Source organism: uncultured Arthrobacter sp., assembly GCF_947495145.1.
Lineage (GTDB): Bacteria > Actinomycetota > Actinomycetes > Actinomycetales > Micrococcaceae > Arthrobacter_D.
In genome coordinates this window covers 14,567-34,498 of record NZ_CANLXP010000011.1, presented here as the reverse complement: position 1 = coordinate 34,498, position 19,932 = coordinate 14,567, and the positions used below count along the sequence as shown (strand labels likewise).

The following is a 19,932-nucleotide window of genomic DNA, read 5'->3' as shown; positions in this document are numbered from 1 at the left end:
GCACCCGAAGTTCCGGACGCACTGGGCCCGAACTGTTTCGGACGGTGACTCGCAGCGCGACTGTGCCGCCGTCCTGCCCGGTACCCTTGGACCGTGATTGAAGCTGTCCAGGCCGGTGTCCCCGGCAACGCGCCGTCGTCGTTCATTTTGACTCTTTCGTGTGATGACCGGCCCGGGATCGTCCATGCCGTCTCCGGTGCGCTGGTCGCTGCCGACTGCAACATCACCGAATCGCAGCAGTACGGCAGCCCGGATTCCGGAACCTTCTTCATGCGCGTAGCCATCACCACCCTGTCGGAGCGGAGCGCCGTTGAAGCGCACCTCGCGCCGGTGGCCGAGGCGTTCGGGATGACGTGGGGTCTGTACACCGAGGGCACTCCGGCGAGAACGCTCATCATGGCGTCCAAATCCGCCCACTGCCTGAACGACCTGCTGTTCCAGCAGCGCGCCGGAATGCTGCCGATCGAGGTGCCCGTGATTGTCTCGAACCACACAGACCTGGCCGATCTTGCCGCGTTCTACGGCGTTCCCTTTCACCACGTTCCCGTGACCGGCGACGGGAAAGCTGCCGCGGAGGAACGGCTCCTCGAACTGGTGGAGGAGCACCGGATCGAACTCGTGGTGCTGGCCCGGTACATGCAGGTGCTCAGCGACACCCTGTGTTCACAGCTCGTGGGACGGGCGATCAACATTCATCACTCGTTCCTGCCGTCGTTCAAGGGCGCTCGCCCCTACCATCAGGCGCATGCCCGCGGCGTGAAACTGATCGGCGCGACTGCCCACTACGTGACGCCCGCGTTGGACGAGGGGCCCATCATCGAGCAGGAAGTGATTCGGGTGGACCACGCGCGGACCGCGCCCCAGCTCGTTGCGATGGGCGCCGACGTCGAAAGCCGCACACTGGCGCAGGCCGTAAAGTGGCACGCCGAACACCGCGTCCTGCTCGACGGCACGCGGACAGTCGTCTTCAACTAGGTTCCACCAGGAGAAATTCATGAATGACGAAGCACCCCTGCGCTACCGAGTGCTGACCGGCCCCGACGACCGCGCCTTCTGCGCCCGGGTGAGTGAGGCTTTGGAGAGCGGGTACCGCCTGCACGGTTCCCCGTCCGTGACGTTCAACGGCGAGCGCGTGATTGTGGCACAGGCCGTAGTGCTCGAGGACTGAAACCGGGCCTTCGCCAACGCGCGCGGCCGCTCAGCTCGCGCTTCGTGACTTCCGCGTCGCCGTCGCCGTTTCGCCGTCGCCGTCGCCGTTTCGCCATCGCCGTTTCGCCATCGGGAGCAAACCGGACCAAAGTGAGCAGCATTCGGCATTTCCCTCACATCGGTCCAGGATGCTCGGTTTTGTGTCCGGATCGCTCGGCTCTGTGTCCGGATTGCTCCTCGAAGCTACGCAAGCTCCTCACGGATGCCGACTGATCCGTGGCAGTCCCGCCTTGGTCAGCTCTCGCGCCAGAAGCTGCGAGTGTGTCGCTTCCGCCCACTCCCACCTCACCACGTTCTTACCGGTGGATCGTATGCGGTTCTCCCGGTTCTTCTCCTCGATCACCACCTGGGCAGGCGTTTTCCCGTGCGTGTACTCGGGCTTCTGGTACTTACCCCGACCGTCGAACTCTCCGACCAGCGCGTGGTCCTTCCAGTAGAAGTCAACAACGGCAACCAGTCCCTGTTCGTCGATCACTCTGTACTGCAACTCGGGCGCCGGAAAGCCGAGCTCAACCATGTACACGCGGCTCAGGGATTCTCCCGGATACATCGCCTGACCATCGGCGAAGTCCAGGACTCTACGGACCTTTCGTCGTTTGGCTCCTGACGGAAGCAGCGCGACAAGATCCTCGACCTCAGTCTTGGTCACTGGGCAGCTTCGGCTCTCTGCCGGCAGGGGCTTGGTGTTGAGCAGCCTGTCCATCACAGCAACTGCCCACGGAAAGTCATAGATCAGCGCAAGATCGATGGCCGTCTGGATCTTGCCCGTAACCAACAACCCGTCACCGATCTTGACGACGGTGAGCTCGGATGACGTTCGAGTGATGCGCCGGACTCCGTTGCTGCTCTTGCGTCCGCTTTCAACCGGCACCATCACCTGGATGTCCCGCGGCAGGTCCGGCCGGGGCAAACCCCACAGCACTCCTGCTGTCTCCGCGCCGAACAGTGGGGTTCGACGTGCGGTAAGGATCATCGCAGACAGCATTCCGCGATACCGCGGCTCGTCCTCTAGTTGCCCCCAACTTCTCGCATCCACGTAGCAGCCTTGCCTGATCCTCAGCAGCTCGCCGCTTTTGGCACGTCGGGAAAGCTCGCGTGGCCATGCCTCGTCGTACGGTTTGTCAGCGCTGGTGCGAATTCGAAGTGGGAAATCGTCCATGGTCTCCAGCAAATCTCATCGGGAGCCCGGACTCGGAAGAAGAATCGGCTATGTGGATAAGGCCCACGCACTAGCTGCTGGCCCGGAGCGAGAGCATCGACTGGAGCAACCCGGACAAAAGTGCGCAGCATTTCCCTCACATCGATCCGCATTGCTCCACGTTGCGTCCGGGCTGCTCCCCGCCACGTCCGGGTTGCTCCACGCCGTGTCCGGGTTGCTCCACGCCGTGTCCGGATTGCTTCCCCAACGTCCGGAGAAACACGGCGGGGTTAGGCTGAGCGGATGGGACACATCATCAAGTTCGACGGCCATGCTCCCTCGATCGCGGAGTCGGTGTTCATCGCACCCACGGCGTCCATCATCGGCAACGCAACGCTCGCGGAGAACTCAAGCGCCTTCTACGGCGTGAGCGTGCGCGCAGACACCGAGACCATCAGCATCGGTGAAGGAACCAACTTGCAGGACAACGTCGTTGTGCACGCGGATCCCGGGTTCCCGGCCACCGTCGGCGCCCGCGTGAGCGTTGGGCACAGCGCCGTCATTCACGGCTGCACCATCGAGGACGACTGCCTCATCGGCATGAGCGCCACCGTCATGAACGGAGCAACGATCGGCGAGGGCTCCCTCGTGGCGGCCGGCGCCGTCGTACTCGAAGGAACACAGGTGCCGCCGCACTCGCTGGTCGCCGGAGTCCCCGCGAAGGTGCGCCGGGAGCTCAGCGACGAGGAACTACAGAGTGTTCGCGACAACGCTTCCCACTATCAGGAGTTGGCCGCACAGCATCGGGTTGCGTTAACTTCTTGACGGCAACTGGCTGCGTGTAGGAATGTGTAGGCATGTCCGTCGAGTCAGCCGCGCCGTCGCGGCCCGTCCCCAACCGGGGCGGCCATAAACCCGGTTCGCAGTCAGCACTTCGGCAGCTCAACGAGCAGCGCATCATCCAGGCTCTCGCCACCGGCGGTCCACAGACCCAGGCTGAGCTCGCACGCCAGACAGGGCTTTCGACGGCGACGGTCTCCAACATCGTCCGCGGCATGGCCGACTCCGGCACGGTGACAACCCGCCCAACGACGAGCTCCGGGCGCAGGGCCCTGTCCGTCGCGCTCAATGACAACGGCTCGGTTGCTGTCGGCATCGACATCGGGCGCCGCCATGTCCGGGTGGTCCTTGCCGGCTTGGATTACCGGGTGCTCTCCGAGGAGGCAATCGCGCTGACGCCGGGCCACACGGCAGAGGAAGGACTCGACGCCGCAGCGGAACTCCTCGACCGGCTGCTGAGCGAATCGGGTACTCCCCGAAGCGCGGTGCTGGGCGCCGGCATCGGGATTCCCGGACCCATCGACAGACGAACCGGCACCGTCGTGCAGGGAGCCATCCTTCCGGAGTGGGTGGGCATCAACATTCTTGAGACGTTCAGCGAGCGGCTCAGAATCCCCGTGTTCATTGACAACGACGCGAATCTGGGAGCCTTGGCGCAGGTCACCTGGGGCCCGCACAGTTCGGTGGACAATCTCATCTTTGTGAAGGTCGGGTCCGGTATCGGCGCCGGGCTGATCCTCAACGGCTCCCTGTACTACGGCAACGTGGGAATCACCGGCGAGCTGGGCCACACCACCATCGACGAGCACGGCCTCGTCTGCCGATGCGGTAACCGCGGCTGCCTCGAAACAGTCGCCTCCACCGTGACGATGATCGCCCTGCTGGAGCGCACCAGCCACCTCCCGCTCACGGCGCAGGACATTGTGCAGCAGGCGCTGCGCGGTGATACCGCAACGCTCCGCGTCATTGACGACGCCGGCCTCGCCATCGGACGCGCCATCGCCCATGTTGCGAACCTGATCAACCCGGAGCTGATCGTTCTCGGCGGCTCGCTGACCGGAATCGGCGACATCCTTCTCGACCCGATCCGCCGTGGTTTGCTTCGACACGCTGTGCCTGTGGTCGGCGAGTCAACGACCGTCTGCATGGGCTCGCTGGGAGACCGGGCGGAAGCGCTCGGAGGCGCCGCCGTCGTCCTTTCCCAGCCCAGCCTCAGCTCAAGCTAGGTTCTGGATTTCCAACACGTCTGTTCAATTTTGCGTTCAAGGCTTGACGACAACACCCAACTAAGAGTTTACTTTCTTGGCGGGCCATTCACGGCCTGAAGACAACGCAGTCAGTTGCGGGAAGGCCTCCATGGATAACCACACCATCCTCGAGATGCAGTCAATCACCAAGGAATTCCCCGGTGTGAAAGCACTGGACAACGTCTCCCTCTCCGTAACGGCCGGCGAAATCCACGCTATCTGTGGGGAGAACGGCGCGGGCAAGTCCACCCTGATGAAGGTTCTCTCCGGGGTCTACCCGCACGGAACGTACAACGGACGGATTGTCTTCCAGGGCCAGGAGGTCCAGTTCAAGGACATCCGCTCCAGCGAAGCCGCCGGCATTGTCATCATCCACCAGGAACTGGCGCTGATCCCTGAGTTGTCCATCGCCGAGAACATCTTCCTCGGCAATGAGCCCACCCGCTTCGGCGTTATTGACTGGGACCGGGTGAACGCAAGCACCCAGGAACTCCTGGCGCGGGTCGGCCTGAACGAAGACCCGATCACGAAGATCAAGGACATCGGCGTCGGCAAGCAGCAGTTGGTCGAGATTGCCAAGGCGCTCAGCAAGTCGGTGAAGCTGCTCATCCTCGACGAGCCCACCGCGGCGCTGAACGAGTCGGATTCCCAGCACCTGCTGGACCTGATGTCCGGGCTGCGTTCCAAGGGAATCTCCTGCATCATGATCTCCCACAAACTCAACGAGATTGAGCAGATCGCCGACTCGATCACCATCATCCGCGACGGCAAGGCGATCGAGACCCTCCACGTAAAGAACGACGGCGTTGATGAGGACCGCATCATCCGCGGCATGGTGGGGCGTTCCCTCGAATCCCGATTCCCGGAGCACACTCCCGACATCGGCGAGGTGTTCTTCGAGGTACGGAACTGGACCGTAGCCCACCCTCGCGTCGCCGACCGGCTGGTCTGCAAGAACGCGAGCTTCACAGTCAAGCGCGGCGAGGTCGTCGGATTCGCGGGGCTCATGGGCGCCGGACGGACCGAACTCGCCCGCTCGATCTTTGGCCGTTCCTACGGCAACTTCAAGTCCGGCCAGATCTTCAAGGACGGCAAGGAGATCCACCTTCGCAACGTCCCGCAGGCCATTGACCACGGACTCGCCTACGTCACCGAAGACCGCAAGTCCCTTGGCCTGAACCTCCTCGATGACATCAAGTCGACCACCGTGGCAGCGAATCTGAAGAAGATCACCAACGGCCTGGTGGTGGACGAGGACCAGGAGTTCCTCGTGGCGGACGAATACCGCCGCACCCTGCGGACGAAGACTCCGTCAGTCAACGAGGGAGTGTCGAAGCTGTCCGGCGGAAACCAGCAGAAGGTGGTCCTGGCGAAGTGGATGTTTACCGACCCTGACCTGTTGATCCTCGACGAACCGACCCGCGGCATCGACGTCGGAGCCAAGTTCGAGATTTACGGCATCATCCAGCGCCTGGCCAACCAGGGCAAGGGCGTCATCGTGATCTCGTCGGAGCTCCCGGAGCTGCTCGGCCTGTCTGACCGTATTTACACCATCTTCGAAGGCGCCATCACGGGTGAGCTGAAACGCGGGGACGCGGATCAGGAGAACCTGATGAAGCTTATGACCGCCAGCAGAAAAACTGCCTAACCCGGATCCAAGGAAACCATGACCTCCCTTAAACAGCTCTTCGGCGGAGACACCCGCCAATTCGGGATGATCTTTGCGCTGATTGCACTGGTTGTCTTTTTCCAGATCATGACTGGCGGCAAAACGCTGACGCCCACCAACATGATGAACCTGTTCAACGGCAACTCCTACATCCTGATCCTCGCTATCGGCATGGTGCTGGTGATCATCGCCGGTCACATTGACCTCTCGGTGGGTTCCGTCGCCGCGTTCGCCGGGATTGTGGTTGCGGTGGTGATGCGCGACTGGAACCTGCCCTGGTACATGGGGGTCGTCGTCGGGCTGCTGCTCGGAGCGCTGATCGGTGCGTGGCAGGGTTTCTGGGTTGCGTATGTGGGCATACCCGCGTTCATTGTCACGCTCGCAGGCATGCTGCTGTTCCGTGGTTTCAACCAGTACGTGGGCCAGTCCACCACCGTTCCGGTCCCCCAGGAGTTCCGCTACCTCGGTGCCGGCTACCTTCCCGAAGTTGGTCCTGTCACGGGATATAACAACCTGACCGTCCTGCTCGGCCTGGCCCTCTGCGGCGCAGTGATTTACCTTGAGATGCGCAAGCGCCGCCGCTTTGAGAAGGTCGGCGCCCAGCCCCCCGCCCAGTGGGTTTCCATTGTGAAGATCGGCCTGCTGTGCGCCGCCATCCTCTACGCCACCTACCTCTTCGCGACCGGCAACCGCGGCACCTCCTTCCCCGTGCCGGGGCTGATCCTGGGCGTCCTGGTAATCATCTACGCCTTCGTCTCCAGCAAGACCATCGTCGGACGCCACGTCTACGCTGTGGGTGGCAACCGCCACGCAGCCGAACTCACCGGCGTGCAGAGCAAGAAGGTCGACTTCCTGGTGTTGATGAACATGTCCATCCTGGCCGCCCTGGCCGGAATGATCTTCGTCGGGCGCTCCACCGCTTCCGGACCGTTCGACGGCGTCGGCTGGGAACTCGACGCAATCGCCGCAGTCTTCATCGGCGGCGCAGCTGTTACGGGCGGCGTTGGCACAGTGGTCGGCTCGATCATCGGTGGCCTTGTCATGGCTGTGCTGAACAACGGTCTGCAGCTGCTTGGCATCGGCGCCGACATGACCCAGATCATCAAGGGCCTCGTGCTTCTCGTTGCCGTTGCCTTTGACGTCTACAACAAGAGCCAGGGCAAGCGGTCAATCACCGGCCTGCTCATGAAGAACTTCGGCAACCAGGCCAAACCCGAAGTTCCCACGGACACCAAGAAGGTCATCTCCCACGACGCAACCGTGTCCTGACAAAAGCTCCACACGATCCCCTCATAGAGAAAGAGAAAACGGAATGCGCAAGTTAACCACCTCACTGGCGGCCGTTGCGGCAATCTCGGCGCTGGCGCTGAGCGGCTGCGGCAGGGCCGAGGAAACCCCCGGCGGCGGCGAAGCTGCTGCAGGCTTCGAGGAGGGCTCAGCCATCGGCGTGGCCCTTCCCCAGAAGACCTCGGAAAACTGGGTGCTGGCAGAAGGCCTGTTCAATGACGGGCTGGCTGAAGCCGGCTACGAGCCGGACGTGCAGTTCGCCAACGGCGGCGTCTCCGAACAGCAGAACCAGATCAGCTCCATGATCACCAACGGTGTTGAGGTCCTGATCGTCGGTGCTATCGACGGCGCCCAGCTCGGCACCCAGCTGCAGCAGGCCAAGGATGCCGGCATCACCGTCATCGCCTATGACCGCCTCCTGACCAATACCGAGAACGTCGACTACTACGTGGCATACGACAACTTCCAGGTGGGTGAGCTCCAGGGCCAGGCACTGCTGGACGGCATGGCGGAGCAGGGCGAGGGCCCGTACAACATCGAGCTCTTCGCGGGCTCCCCTGACGACGCCAACGCCCAGGTCTTCTTCGACGGCGCCATGAGCGTTCTCCAGCCGGAGATCGAGGCAGGGAACCTGAACGTTGTCTCAGGCCAGACCGAGTTCAACCAGGCCGTTACCCAGGGCTGGGAAGCCGGCAACGCGCAGACCCGCATGGACACGCTGCTCAGCGGAAACTACTCCGACACCGAACTGCACGGCGTCCTCTCCCCCAACGACACCCTGGCCCGCGCAATCCTGACCTCGGTCAAGGCTGCAGGCAAGGACCTGCCGGTTGTCACCGGACAGGATTCCGAGGTTGAGTCCGTCAAGTCGATCATGGCCGGCGAGCAGTACTCCACCATCAACAAGGACACCCGCGCACTCGTGGATCACGCCATTGGCATGGTCGAAGGCCTTGCTGCCGGTGAAGAACTCGAGGTCAATGACACCGAGTCCTACGACAACGGCGTGAAGGTTGTTCCGGCCTACCTGCTGGAACCCCAGATCGTGACCCAGGAAAACGCGGCGGATGCCTACGCCAACGATCCGACGCTGTCTGAACTGACCAAGTAAAGACGCACCTCTTCAAGATCCCCGGCCGCACTCCTGCGGCCGGGGATCTTGTTTTTGATACCCAAATTCCTAAAGGGTTGTTGCTAAAGCTTTCTTTAGGATGAAACACTGTTTCCATGACCGACGACGACGGCGCCGCCGCCTCAGCAGCTAGGGTCACCTATCGCGGCCCCGCGGACGAGCAGGTCACCAGCGACCCAACCCGGATCCGTGCACTCGCCCACCCGATCCGGCTCGAGCTGCTCGACGTCCTTGACGACCGGGGTGAGGTGACCGCAACCGAGTGCGCTGCGGCGATAGGGGAATCAGTTGCCAGCTGTTCCTACCATCTGCGGATGCTCGCGAAGCATGGATACATTGAGCAGGTTGACCGGCCAGGCCGCGAGAAGCCGTGGAAGACGGTCTCCTCCAGTCGTTCGCAGGTGATCGACCGGAACGCCGCGGGATCGGTCCACGCAGTATCAGCGATGGCCGGCATCCATGTTCATCGCCAGGCTGACCGCATCCAGTCCTGGCTGCAGCGAGCCCCGCAGCTACCCGTGGATGATATCGATGTCTCGTCCGTCATGGGCTCAAGCTTCTACGCCACCCACGAGGAACTTCGAAAGTTCCGGGATGACCTCCTGGAACTCAGCCGCCGCTTCGACGGGCGCTGGCAGCACCCCGAGCAACGTCCCGACGGGTCGGTTCCAGTCCAGCTCTTTGCGGTGCTCAACATCGACCCCGACCGCGGCGGGCCGGCAAAATCAACCGGTGCCCCAGAAGCACCTGGCGTTGCAGAAGCACCCGGCGCCACAACAGCACAGGGAACCGGCTCGTCCCGCCCGCCTGTCGAGAGCGACCAGTGAGCGCCGGAACCACGGACCGGCAAGGTCCGGCAGTCGGCACCAACCGGGACGTGCTCCGGCTTCCCGCTTTCCGTCGCCTTGCCCTCGCGTGGGTTTTCTCCAACTTCGGTGACTCCGCGCTCTACCTCACGGCGGCCATCTGGGTGAAGCAGCTTACCGGCAGTGATGCCGCTGCCGGACTGGTCTTCGCCGCCCTCGGTTTGCCCGCCCTGCTGGCCCCTCTGACCGGACAGTTGGCCGACCGGTTCCGACGCATTCCGGTACTGACCGCGACCAACGCGGCTGCCGCCGTCGTCGTGCTGGCACTGCTGCTGGTGCGCTCAGCGGACCAGGTGTGGCTGATCTACCTGGTCATTTTCGTCTATGCGAACGCGTCCTATGTGACCTCGGCGGCGCAGTCCGGCGTCCTCCGGGATCTGCTCGAAGACCGGTTGCTCGCTCCCGCCAACGGACTGCTGAGCAGCGTCGACCAGGGTCTTCGCATCGTGTCACCGTTGGTCGGCGCCGGGATTCTGGGTCTGTGGGGAATGCACTGGGTGGTCGCGATGACCTGCCTGTCCTTCCTCACCGCTGCGCTGATCCTCAGCCGCCTGCGCATGAGCGAATCAGTGCACCCCTTCGAGGCCGAGTCGTTCTGGGCGACCAGTACGGCGGGCTTCCGCTTCCTGCTCAACCATCCGCTGCTGCGCCCCGCGCTGCTGACGCTGGTGATCGCCGTCGGTGCTACCGGCGTCCTGAACGTCACAATCTTCGCGACCGTCGATCAGGGTCTCGGCCTGCCGCCGGAGTTCCTCAGCGTGCTGGTCAGTTGTCAGGGCGTCATGTCGGTAGTTGGTGGACTGACCGCCAGTGCTGTGATCCGGCGGCTGGGCATCCGGCGGACCGTCGTCGTCGGCATCCTGCTCCTTGGAGTGGCGGTACTTGGCTCAGCGTCAACCGTGCTCGGGGTGGTTCTCGGCTCGTCGGTGCTGCTGGGGCTCGGAGTGCCGTAGGCGATCATCGCGTTCGTGACCCTGCGGCAACAGGAAACACCGCCGTCAATGCAGGGACGCACCTCAGCCGCCACCAACATGATGATCAACCTTCCCCAGGTCGGCGCATCGATGCTGGCCGCCGCGCTGCTGGGCCTGGTCGACTACCGGGTGCTGATCTCCGCGATGACGGCGCTGTGCCTGGTGAGCGTGGTGCCACTGGTCCTTCGAAGCCGCGTTGCGGAGGCACCGGTGGCGTAACGGGTGGACTGGTCCTCCTGCATTGGGAAGTATGAAGGGATGACAACGAACCTCCGCTTCCCCGTGCCCCCGTGCGTCGCGCCGGACGCGCCCTCCCCTTTCGCCGCCACCGGGACGCCGCTGCGCTGGGGCGTGGTTGCCACGGGCGGTATTGCACGCAAGGTGACCGAGGATATTGCCCGGCTGGAGGACGCGGTGCTGCAGGCGGTGAGTTCGCGTCTGGAGGAGCGGGCGCGCGCTTTCGCTGACACGCACGGCTTTGCAACAGTGCATTACGACGACGGCGACTCCCGCGGTTTCGAACGGCTGGCTGAGGATCCCAACGTCGACGTCGTGTATGTAGCGACTCCGCATGGCCAGCACTACGAGGTGTGCAAGGCTCTCCTCTCTGCAGGCAAGCATGTCCTCTGCGAGAAGGCCTTCACGGTCAATGCGCGCGAGGCGGAGGAGCTCATCAATTTGGCCCGCAAGAAGGGCGTCTTCCTCATGGAAGCCGTGTGGACGCGTTTCCTCCCTAGCGTGAACCGGGCGTGGGACATCATCCATTCCGGAGAGCTCGGCGATATCCGCTGGGTGCAGGCGGACCTCGGCTTCCCTGCGGCGTACGATCCGCAGGCGCGTTTATGGGATCCGCTCGCAGGAGGCGGCGCGCTGCTGGATCTCACCGTTTACCCGACCACGTGGGCGTTGGGCTCGCTGGGCTTCCCCACGTCCGTCTCAGCTGAAGGCACCCTGAATGACGACGGCGTCGACGCCCAGAACGCGCTGACTCTCACCTACGCGAGCGGTGCGCAGGCGCAACTGTCGTCGTCGTTGGTGGCTTCGGGTCCCGGCCAGGCCACCGTCGCCGGCAGCAAGGGCTGGCTGCGCACGTCCACTCCGCTTCACAATCCGCGCGAGCTATATGTGCATCCGCACGGCGGCGAGGCGCGGGTCGAGAAGTTCGAACAGGCAGGCAACGGATACGCCTACGAGTTGCGTGAAACGACCCGCTGTATCCAGGAGGGACTGTTCGAAAGCCCCACCATGCCGCTGCAGCATACGCTCGACACCATGCGGATGTTCGACGGCGTGCGGGCGCAGCTCGGCCTCCGGTATGCCAACGACGACCGGTAGCCCGGCCAGCCACCGTGAATTGGCAGGACACACCCCTTATCCCGCGGGATAAGGGGTGTGTCCTGCGGAATCAACGAAGAGATCAGCTGGCGACGTTCATTTCGGGTGCTGGCTGGTTCCTGTCATCGGCCACGCCGCGGCGTCGCCAGTAGGCCGCCAGAAGCGCACCGGAGACGTTGTGCCAGACCGAGAAGATAGCCGCCGGAAGGGCTGATTCAGGGGTCATGTGTGTGCGTGCCAGGCCTGCGGCGAGGCCCGAGTTCTGCATCCCGACCTCAATCGCAGTGGTGCGCCGGGCGGGGATCGGCAGCTTGAACAGCCGTGCCGCTCCATAGCCGAGCCCGTAGCCAAGGCCGTTATGAAGGACGACCGCCACCAGTACGAGCAGGCCTGCGGAGAAGATCGCGTCGGCGCTGAGGCCGACTACAGCCATGACCACCAGTGTGATTGCGGCGACCGAGATCCAGGGCAGCACAGGGAGCGCCGCTGCCACCAGCCGCGGGAGAAGCAGCCGTGCTGCCAGCCCCAGCGCCACGGGAATCAGCACAATTTGGACGATAGACCAGGCCATCGCACCGGCGTCGACCGGAAGGTATTGACCGGCCAGCCAGAGGGTCAGCAACGGGGTCAGGAGCGGAGCAAGCAATGTAGAGACAGTGGTCATGGCGACGGACAGGGCCACATCGCCCTTGGCCAGATACGACACGACGTTCGACGCCGTACCGCCGGGACAGCAGCCCACCAGGATCACGCCGGCAGCAAGAGCCGCCGGAAGTCCGAGGACCGAGGCGACAAGCAGGCCCAGCAACGGCATCACCACAAATTGGGCGACGACGCCGATCACTACCGGAATTGGCCGTTTGGCAATCAGGGCGAAGTCGGGCGGCGTCAGCGTCAGACCCATACCGAACATGATCACTCCGAGAAGCGGGTTGATCGCCGGAGCGAGGCCGGTGAACGCCGTCGGGACCATCAGTGCGATGGCACCGCCGCCCAGAACGAGCAGCGGAAAGATGGTGACAGCGATGCGGGCGTTGCGTTCCTCAGCGGATGCAGCCGGGTGTTGCGATTTCATGCCTTCAGAAGTAACACGAGCGTTTCATCGCCGTCGCATCCAGCGCGGAATTGTTACGGGAGGCACCTAATGTAGGCGTGACGATTGGCCGGAGGGTCAGGACTCCGGCCAATCGTCACGTTCGGCTAGCTGTTAACGGTTCGGGTCCGCCGAGATACCAGGGCGATCCCGGTTCCGAGAAGCAGGCCTCCCATCAGGAGCAACACCGATGAATCTGCTCCGGTCTGGGCGAGGCCGTCACGGGCCGAGTTGGCTGTGGCAGCCTTAGTGTCAGCGGCGGCGCTTGAGCCAGCACTGGCCATGACGCCGGTGCTTGCCAGAACCACCGTGGATTCGGTGGTCATGCCGCTGTCCGAGGCAGTGTTGCCTTGAGCGCCATTGCCGGGAGTACCACTGTCATCGCTGGGAACAGCAGGGCCACCGGTAGCGGGAGCATCCTCATCACCTGGCGTCACCTCATCGCCCGGTGTCTCTACGACCTCGTCACCAGGTGTAGCGGGGAAGCCTGGCTCGGCAGGAGTACCCGGGTTTTCCGGATTCACAGGCGTTTCAGGATCAATCGGATCCTCAGGGGTCACCGGGTCAGGATCAGTCGGGTTTGCGGGAGTTGCAGGACCGCCAGCTGAAGAGTCCGAACCCTCAGTCGACGAATCACCAATCACCGACACCGCGGTCCCGCCAACATTCACCGGCACAACCGCATCAACATCGGCAACCACATCACCAAGGAGACCGTCATCAGACGTTCCAGCGGCACCGCCAGTAGCGACATCACCGGAGCTGGAACCCTCGGCACTTGAATCAGAACCACTCGTCGACGAATCACCAATCACCGAAACCGCGTTCCCGCCGACATTCACCGGCACAACCGCATCAACATCACCGACAATGTCGCCGAGCAGGCCATCGTCGGTGGTCCCCTCGGAACCACCGTTCCCGGTAACGCCCGACGTCGAACCATCAGCAGCAGACTCAGAACCACTCGTCGACGAATCACCAATCACCGAAACCGCGTTCCCGCCAACATTCACCGGAACGACAGCTGCAACATCAGCAACCACATCACCAAGCAGACCGTCATCAGACGTTCCAGCGGCACCGCCAGTAGCAACATCACCGGAGCTGGAACCCTCGGCACCTGACTCAGAACCGCTCGTCGACGAATCACCAATCACCGAAACCGCGTTCCCGCCAACATTCACCGGAGCGACAGCTGCAACATCAGCAATCACATCACCGACCACGCTTTCACCCGATGAGGCTGCAATTCCGTCGCCGCTGGATGCGCCAGTAGCCGAGGAAGCAGAACCACTCGTCGACGAATCACCAATCACCGAAACCGCGTTCCCGCCAACATTCACAGGAGCGACAGCTGCAACATCAGCAACGACATCGCCGACCAGGCTTTCACCCGATGAGGTTGCCATTCCGTCGCTGCTGGATGCGCCAGTAGCCGAGGAAGCAGAGCCGGTGGTCGACGAATCACCAATCACCGATACTGCATTTCCACTCACATTGACCGGCACAGCTGCCTCAACAACGGCAGTCACCCCGCCCAATAGTGTTCCGTCGGACCCGGTCGTCCCAGCAGGATCGCTGCTGTTGACGGTTGTTCCGTCCGATGACGACGCCGACCCCTCAGAGGAAGCGTCTCCAATCACCGAGACGGAGTTTCCGCCAACATTCACGGGCGCTACGACGTCGCCCAATACTGCTATGCCGGTGTCATCGGCTGATGCCGCCCCGGCACCGAGAACGAGAATGCCCCCGGTGAGAAGGAATACCTTGATTCCTCGTTGTATGCAGGTATGCATGATGTATCTCCTGAGTTGATGTTTGGGTGGCGCATTGAGGCGCCACAATGGCCGTCTGCTGCCTATGGAAGGGCAGCTGACGGCTCATCAATCAGGTGTTGAACCGGGGTCGAGAGTAGGGGTTGAAGGAAGCGCGGCAGCGTAGCCGGTCTGCGAGGAGCTTACGGAGGAAAGATTGAAGTCGAAGGAGAAAGGATCCACGGCGGCGTAGGAACTGCCCGCTCCTGCTGACCCGGTAGCGGCTGCACCGGAAGCGGCACTACCGGCGCCAATGCCCAGAGGAGTGTCCGCTTGCTGATGATCGGACATCGCGAGATCCGGAAGCCCCTGAAGTGCGTACACCGCGCCCTGCGGCGAAGGCGCCGTGTGTGAGCCGAAGGCTTCCACCGCGGTCAAGGATTGCGACGGAGCCGATGCCCCTGCAGCCCCCTGGGCAAGAGGTGATGCATCCGTCGCAGCGCCTACGGTTGCCGGCACGGAGGCCCGTTCCTCGTCCACGGAGGTCTTAGGATCAACCGGCATCGGGTCCACGGGAGCAACAAGCTCCACCGGCTCGACGACATCTACAAGGTCAGGAATCGGCACAACTGGTGCTACCGGCGTAACGGGCTGCACTACCTCAACCACCGGATCGGCCACGGGCTCAACAACCTCAACCACCGGGTCAACCACCGGATCGACCACCGGGCGAACGACCTCGACCACCGGATCGACTGTTTCAGTAACAGGAACGAGTACCTCGACGACCGGCGTCACAACTTCCTGGACCGACGGCAGCACCGGTGCGGCCGCAACATCAACTACCTCCAACACGGGTTGAGTGACAGCCGTGGTTGTTCCCTGCGGGACAACCGCGTTGACGATGGGCACCTTGGCTACGACGCGGTCCACCAGATCAGTAACCGGCGCAACTGTGTTGACGACGCCGATGTCGGCGATGATCTCAGGTGCACCCTGTACCACAGCCGAGATGCCGGGAGCCTTCGCGTCCGGAGTTGCAGAAGCCGGCGCGATCACTTTCATTGCAGTGTCGAGTGGTTCTGAAACCTCCTCAACCACCGCCTCCACGGGAGTCGAAACCGACTCAACCACAGAGGTGACTGATCCCAGAAGACCTTGCTTACCGTCGTCGTCGGCATTCGCTGCACCGGCCGAAAGAGCCAGCAGCCCCAGAGCCCCAGCAGCGCTGAGAAGAGAAATACGCGCAGTGGAGGCGAATGATTGGCGGATACGCCTGCTCATGCCATCACCCCCACGGTCAGCTACTGGACTTCAAGGAAAGCATGCTTCCTATTGCCGTGTAAACCGTCCAGTCAAGAATCTTCGGGGCATCTGCAGCAACGTAAAAGCCCCGCTTCCGCGCCGATTCGGCGCAGATGCGGGGCTTTGCACGGAGATCTAGCCCAGGGCGGAAAGCACCTCGGTGAACTTCTGCGACGGCCGCATCGCGGCCACCACCTTGGTGATGTCGGGGTGGTAGTAACCGCCGATGTCCACCGGCGAACCCTGCACTGCGAGCAGTTCCGTCAGGATGGTGTCTTCGTTGGACGTAAGCTGCTCCGCCACTGTGGAGAACGCCGACGCCAGTTCAGCATCCTCACTCTGTGCCGCAAGCTCCTTGGCCCAGAACTGCGCCAGGAAGAAGTGGCTCCCACGGTTATCGATCTCGCCGACCTTGCGGCTCGGCGACTTGTTCTCCAGCAGGAAGGTGGCCGTTGCGCGGTCCAGCGTGTCCGCTAGGATCTGCGCGCGGGCATTTCCTGCCGTTGTGGCCAGGTGCTCGAAGCTGACGGCCAGAGCAAGGAATTCACCGAGGCTGTCCCAACGCAGGTGGTTCTCGCGGACGAGCTGCTGCACGTGCTTGGGTGCTGAGCCGCCGGCGCCTGTCTCAAACAGGCCACCGCCGTTAATCAGCGGAACGATGGAGAGCATCTTGGCGCTGGTGCCCAGTTCCAGAATGGGGAACAGGTCGGTGAGGTAGTCGCGCAGGACGTTGCCGGTGACCGAGATGGTGTCCTCGCCCTTGCGGATGCGCTCAAGGGTGAATGCGGTTGCCTTGACCGGCGAAAGGATCTCCAGCTGGAGGCCCTCGGTGTCGTGCTCCTTGAGGTACTCGTTGACCTTGGCGATCAGGTTGGCGTCGTGGGCGCGCTCTTCATCCAGCCAGAACACTGCCGGTGTTGCTGAGGCACGGGCACGCGTGACAGCGAGCTTGACCCAGTCGCGGATAGCGATGTCCTTGGTCTGGCAGGCGCGCCAGATGTCGCCAGGCTCGACCTCGTGCTCGAGGACGACGTTGCCCGAGCCGTCGATAATCTGAACCGTACCGGCGGTCTCGATCTCGAAGGTCTTGTTGTGGCTGCCGTATTCCTCAGCCGCCTGAGCCATGAGGCCGACGTTCGGGACAGTGCCCATGGTGGTGGGATCGTAGGCACCGTTGGCGCGGCAGTCATCAATCACGACCTGGTAGATGCCCGCGTAGGAGCTGTCCGGCAGTACTGCGAGGGTGTCTGCCTCTTCGCCATCCGGACCCCACATGTGGCCGGAGGTCCGGATCATCGCGGGCATCGAAGCGTCAACGATGACGTCGCTCGGAACGTGCAGGTTGGTGATCCCCTTGTCGGAATCCACCATCGCCAGCTTCGGGCCGTTCTCAATGCCCTTGCGGACAGCGGCATCCACCTCTTCGCGGGTGCCGGACGGCAGCTTTTCGAGGCCGCTCAGGATCGAACCAAGCCCGTTGTTGGGGCTCAGACCGGCCGCTTGCAGCTGGTCGCCGTAAGAGGCGAACACCTCGGGCAGGAACGCGCGGACGATGTGCCCGAAGATGATTGGGTCGGACACCTTCATCATGGTGGCCTTCAGGTGTGCGGAGAACAGCACGCCTTCGTTCTTCGCCCGCTCAACCTGCGCGGCAAGGAACTCGTCCAGGGCGGCGGCACGCATGACGGTTCCGTCGATAACCTCGCCGGCGAGGACCGGGAACGCCTTCTTCAGGACGTTCACCGTGCCGTCCTGCGCAACGTGCTGAATGGTCAGCGAGTCGTCAAGGGACATGACAACCGACTTCTCATTCGACCGGAAATCTCCGTCGCTCATGGTCGCCACGTTGGTCTTCGAATCGGCTGACCAGGCGCCCATGGTGTGCGGGTTCTTGCGGGCATAGTTCTTCACCGACTGGGGCGCGCGGCGGTCCGAGTTGCCTTCACGGAGCACCGGGTTGACCGCTGAACCCTTGATCTTGTCGTACCGGGCACGGACGTCGGATTCCTCGTCGCTGGAGGGGCTGTCCGGGTAGTCCGGCAGCGCGTAGCCCTGCCCCTGAAGCTCTGTAATGGCAGCCTTCAGCTGCGGTACCGAAGCGCTGATGTTCGGCAGCTTGATGATGTTGGCTTCAGGCTTGGTGGCCAGCTCCCCCAGCTCGGCCAGCGCGTCACCGATGCGCTGTTCCTCAGTCAGGTAGTCGCCGAAGGTCGCAATGATGCGCCCGGCCAGCGAAATATCGCGGGTTTCCACCTCAACACCGGCGGTCGACGCAAAGGCCTCGATGATCGGCAGGAACGAATACGTGGCGAGCATCGGCGCTTCGTCGGTGTGGGTATAGATGATTTTAGCCATGGTGAGGCGTCTCCTGAGGGCTCTTCTCGTGCTGAATCTGTTGGTACAACAACTTCGTCTAACGTACCGGTTTAGTGGAAGAAGTGACGTGCTCCGGTGAAGTACATGGTGATGCCGGCCGCGTTCGCCGCGTCAATGACTTCCTGATCGCGCACTGATCCTCCTGGCTGCACGACCGCGCGCACACCGGCGTCGACCAGGATCTGCAAACCGTCCGCAAACGGGAAGAAAGCGTCCGACGCCGCCACTGCGCCACGCGCACGCTCGTCGCCTTCGCCTGCCAGCGAGTTGGCACGCTCCACCGCGAGCTTGCAGGAATCCAGCCGGTTCACCTGTCCCATTCCGACGCCGACGGCGGCACCATCGCGTGCGAGCAGGATTGCGTTGGATTTTGCCGCCCGGCAGGCGGTCCAGGCGAAGGCGAGGTCCGCGAGGGTTTCAGGATCCTCTGCCTCCCCCGCGGCGAGTGTCCAGTTTTCTGGATTGTCGCCGTCGGCGTTTACCGCGTCGGTGACCTGGATGAGGACGCCGCCGGAGACCTGGCGGATCTCCGTCGGGTAGCGGTCGTAACCCTCAGGCAAGGCCAGCAGTCGGATGTTCTTCTTTTGGGAAAGAATTTCCACCGCTTCGGGTTCGAAACCGGGCGCGATGACAACCTCGGTGAAGATGTCTTTCACCGTCTTGGCCATTCCTGCCGTTACTGTGCGGTTGGCTGCAATGACACCGCCGAACGCGGACACCGGATCACACGCGTGCGCCTTGGCATGGGCGTCGGCGATGGCATCAGCGGCGTCCGCTGAACCGACAGCGACACCGCAGGGATTGGCGTGCTTGATGATGGCAACCGCCGGCTCGCTGAAATCGTAGGCGGCACGCAGCGCGGCATCGGCGTCGACGAAGTTGTTGTAGCTCATCGCCTTGCCATGCAGCTGGTCGGCCTGTGCAATTCCAACCGGTGCGGCCTTGTCGACGTAGAGCGCTGCCTGCTGGTGCGGGTTCTCGCCGTAGCGCAGCACCTCGGAGCGCTCGAGCGCGAGGCCGGCGTAGGCAGGCCAGTCGATCAGGCCGTCGTCGTCCTCGTCCTGGAACTGCGTTGCCGTCCAGGTGGCTACCGCGTTGTCATAGGCGGCGGTGTGGGCGAAGGCGCGGGCAGCCAGACGCTGCCGGGTCTTCAGGTCAAACCCGCCCTCACCGGCGGCGCGGACAACGCTGCCGTAGAACGAAGGGTCAACCACGATACTTACGGCTGCGTGGTTCTTCGCGGCTGAACGCACCATTGCCGGACCGCCGATGTCGATCTGCTCGACGACGTCGTCGGCTGAAGCGCCCGACTTCGCTGTCTCGACGAACGGGTAGAGGTTGACCACCACGAGGTCGAAGGCTTCGATCTCCATCTCGGCGAGCGTGTCCATATGCGTGGCGACGCGGCGGTCCGCGAGGATTCCGCCGTGCACGCGGGGGTGGAGGGTCTTTACCCGGCCATCGAGCATCTCGGGCGAACCCGTCACTTCCTCGACCTGCTGCACGGGAATGCCGGCTGCCGCGATGGTCTTGGCCGTTGAGCCGGTGGACACGATGCGCACGCCGGCGCTGTGCAGCCCCTGAGCGAGTTCCTCCAGCCCGGTCTTGTCATAGACGGAAATCAGCGCGCGGCGGATCGGAACACGGTCAAGGTTGGTCAATGTCACGCAGGTCTCCAGGGGGAATGAGTGCTGTGGGATCGTCCCC

Annotated in this window: 17 protein-coding genes; 11 read left to right on the top strand and 6 right to left on the bottom strand. The window is 63.2% G+C overall.

The genetic code is table 11. The features are described 5' to 3' along the window. Positions 1-93: 93 nt before the first annotated feature. Together purU and Q0877_RS10075 are read left to right on the top strand one after the other, a co-directional pair. Positions 94-975, top strand: coding sequence for a formyltetrahydrofolate deformylase (gene purU, locus Q0877_RS10080; protein ID WP_299167384.1), 882 nt, complete (start codon positions 94-96; stop codon positions 973-975). A 19-nt stretch (positions 976-994) separates the two neighbouring features. Further along, a complete protein-coding gene (locus Q0877_RS10075) occupies positions 995-1,168 on the top strand; it encodes a DUF1737 domain-containing protein (RefSeq protein WP_299167383.1) in 174 nt (57 codons plus the stop codon). 237 nt (positions 1,169-1,405) lie between these two features. Here Q0877_RS10075 and Q0877_RS10070 read toward each other — a convergent pair whose 3' ends face one another. After that, positions 1,406-2,182, bottom strand: a complete 777-nt coding sequence (locus Q0877_RS10070) for a hypothetical protein (RefSeq protein ID WP_299167382.1) — start codon at positions 2,180-2,182, stop codon at positions 1,406-1,408. Between the two features lie 468 nt (positions 2,183-2,650). Between Q0877_RS10070 and Q0877_RS10065 the strand changes: the two genes are divergently transcribed. From Q0877_RS10065 to Q0877_RS10025, 9 genes are all read left to right on the top strand, one after another. Further along, entirely contained in the window at positions 2,651-3,172 is a 522-nt protein-coding gene (locus tag Q0877_RS10065) for a gamma carbonic anhydrase family protein (RefSeq protein ID WP_299167381.1), read from the top strand. A gap of 32 nt (positions 3,173-3,204) precedes the next feature. Then, positions 3,205-4,413: an ROK family transcriptional regulator gene (locus tag Q0877_RS10060; RefSeq protein ID WP_299167379.1), complete on the top strand. Its 1,209-nt coding sequence runs from the start codon at positions 3,205-3,207 to the stop codon at positions 4,411-4,413. A gap of 130 nt (positions 4,414-4,543) precedes the next feature. Further along, entirely contained in the window at positions 4,544-6,082 is a 1,539-nt protein-coding gene (gene mmsA, locus Q0877_RS10055; RefSeq protein ID WP_299167378.1) for a multiple monosaccharide ABC transporter ATP-binding protein, read from the top strand. Between the two features lie 18 nt (positions 6,083-6,100). After that, positions 6,101-7,372 (top strand): multiple monosaccharide ABC transporter permease, encoded by a 1,272-nt coding sequence (gene mmsB, locus Q0877_RS10050; RefSeq protein ID WP_299167377.1) that lies wholly within the window; start codon positions 6,101-6,103, stop codon positions 7,370-7,372. 43 nt (positions 7,373-7,415) lie between these two features. Further along, positions 7,416-8,501 carry a sugar-binding protein gene (locus tag Q0877_RS10045; RefSeq protein ID WP_299167376.1) on the top strand — a complete coding sequence of 362 codons (1,086 nt, stop codon included), beginning with the start codon at positions 7,416-7,418 and terminating at the stop codon, positions 8,499-8,501. 116 nt (positions 8,502-8,617) lie between these two features. Next, a complete protein-coding gene (locus tag Q0877_RS10040) occupies positions 8,618-9,349 on the top strand; it encodes a helix-turn-helix domain-containing protein (RefSeq protein ID WP_299167375.1) in 732 nt (243 codons plus the stop codon). After that, positions 9,346-10,341, top strand: a complete 996-nt coding sequence (locus Q0877_RS10035) for an MFS transporter (RefSeq protein WP_299167374.1) — start codon at positions 9,346-9,348, stop codon at positions 10,339-10,341. The genes Q0877_RS10040 and Q0877_RS10035 overlap by 4 nt, the downstream gene beginning before the upstream one ends. 15 nt (positions 10,342-10,356) lie before the next feature. Then, on the top strand, positions 10,357-10,581 hold the full coding sequence (locus Q0877_RS10030) for a hypothetical protein (RefSeq protein ID WP_299167373.1): 225 nt from the start codon (positions 10,357-10,359) through the stop codon (positions 10,579-10,581). Between the two features lie 39 nt (positions 10,582-10,620). Next, positions 10,621-11,697, top strand: a complete 1,077-nt coding sequence (locus Q0877_RS10025) for a Gfo/Idh/MocA family protein (RefSeq protein WP_299167372.1) — start codon at positions 10,621-10,623, stop codon at positions 11,695-11,697. Positions 11,698-11,779: 82 nt separating this feature from the next. Here the strand turns inward: Q0877_RS10025 and Q0877_RS10020 are convergent, their stop codons facing one another. From Q0877_RS10020 to purH, 5 genes are all read right to left on the bottom strand, one after another. Then, positions 11,780-12,772, bottom strand: coding sequence for a bile acid:sodium symporter family protein (locus Q0877_RS10020; RefSeq protein ID WP_299167371.1), 993 nt, complete (start codon positions 12,770-12,772; stop codon positions 11,780-11,782). Between the two features lie 125 nt (positions 12,773-12,897). Continuing rightward, on the bottom strand, positions 12,898-14,586 hold the full coding sequence (locus Q0877_RS10015; protein WP_299167369.1) for an LPXTG cell wall anchor domain-containing protein: 1,689 nt from the start codon (positions 14,584-14,586) through the stop codon (positions 12,898-12,900). Between the two features lie 87 nt (positions 14,587-14,673). Further along, complete coding sequence (locus Q0877_RS10010; RefSeq protein WP_299167368.1) at positions 14,674-15,828, bottom strand: hypothetical protein; 1,155 nt, start codon at positions 15,826-15,828, stop codon at positions 14,674-14,676. A gap of 156 nt (positions 15,829-15,984) precedes the next feature. Then, entirely contained in the window at positions 15,985-18,204 is a 2,220-nt protein-coding gene (locus Q0877_RS10005) for an NADP-dependent isocitrate dehydrogenase (protein WP_299167367.1), read from the bottom strand. 71 nt (positions 18,205-18,275) lie between these two features. Continuing rightward, positions 18,276-19,892: a bifunctional phosphoribosylaminoimidazolecarboxamide formyltransferase/IMP cyclohydrolase gene (purH, locus tag Q0877_RS10000; RefSeq protein WP_299167366.1), complete on the bottom strand. Its 1,617-nt coding sequence runs from the start codon at positions 19,890-19,892 to the stop codon at positions 18,276-18,278. Between the last annotated feature and the right edge of the window lie 40 nt (positions 19,893-19,932).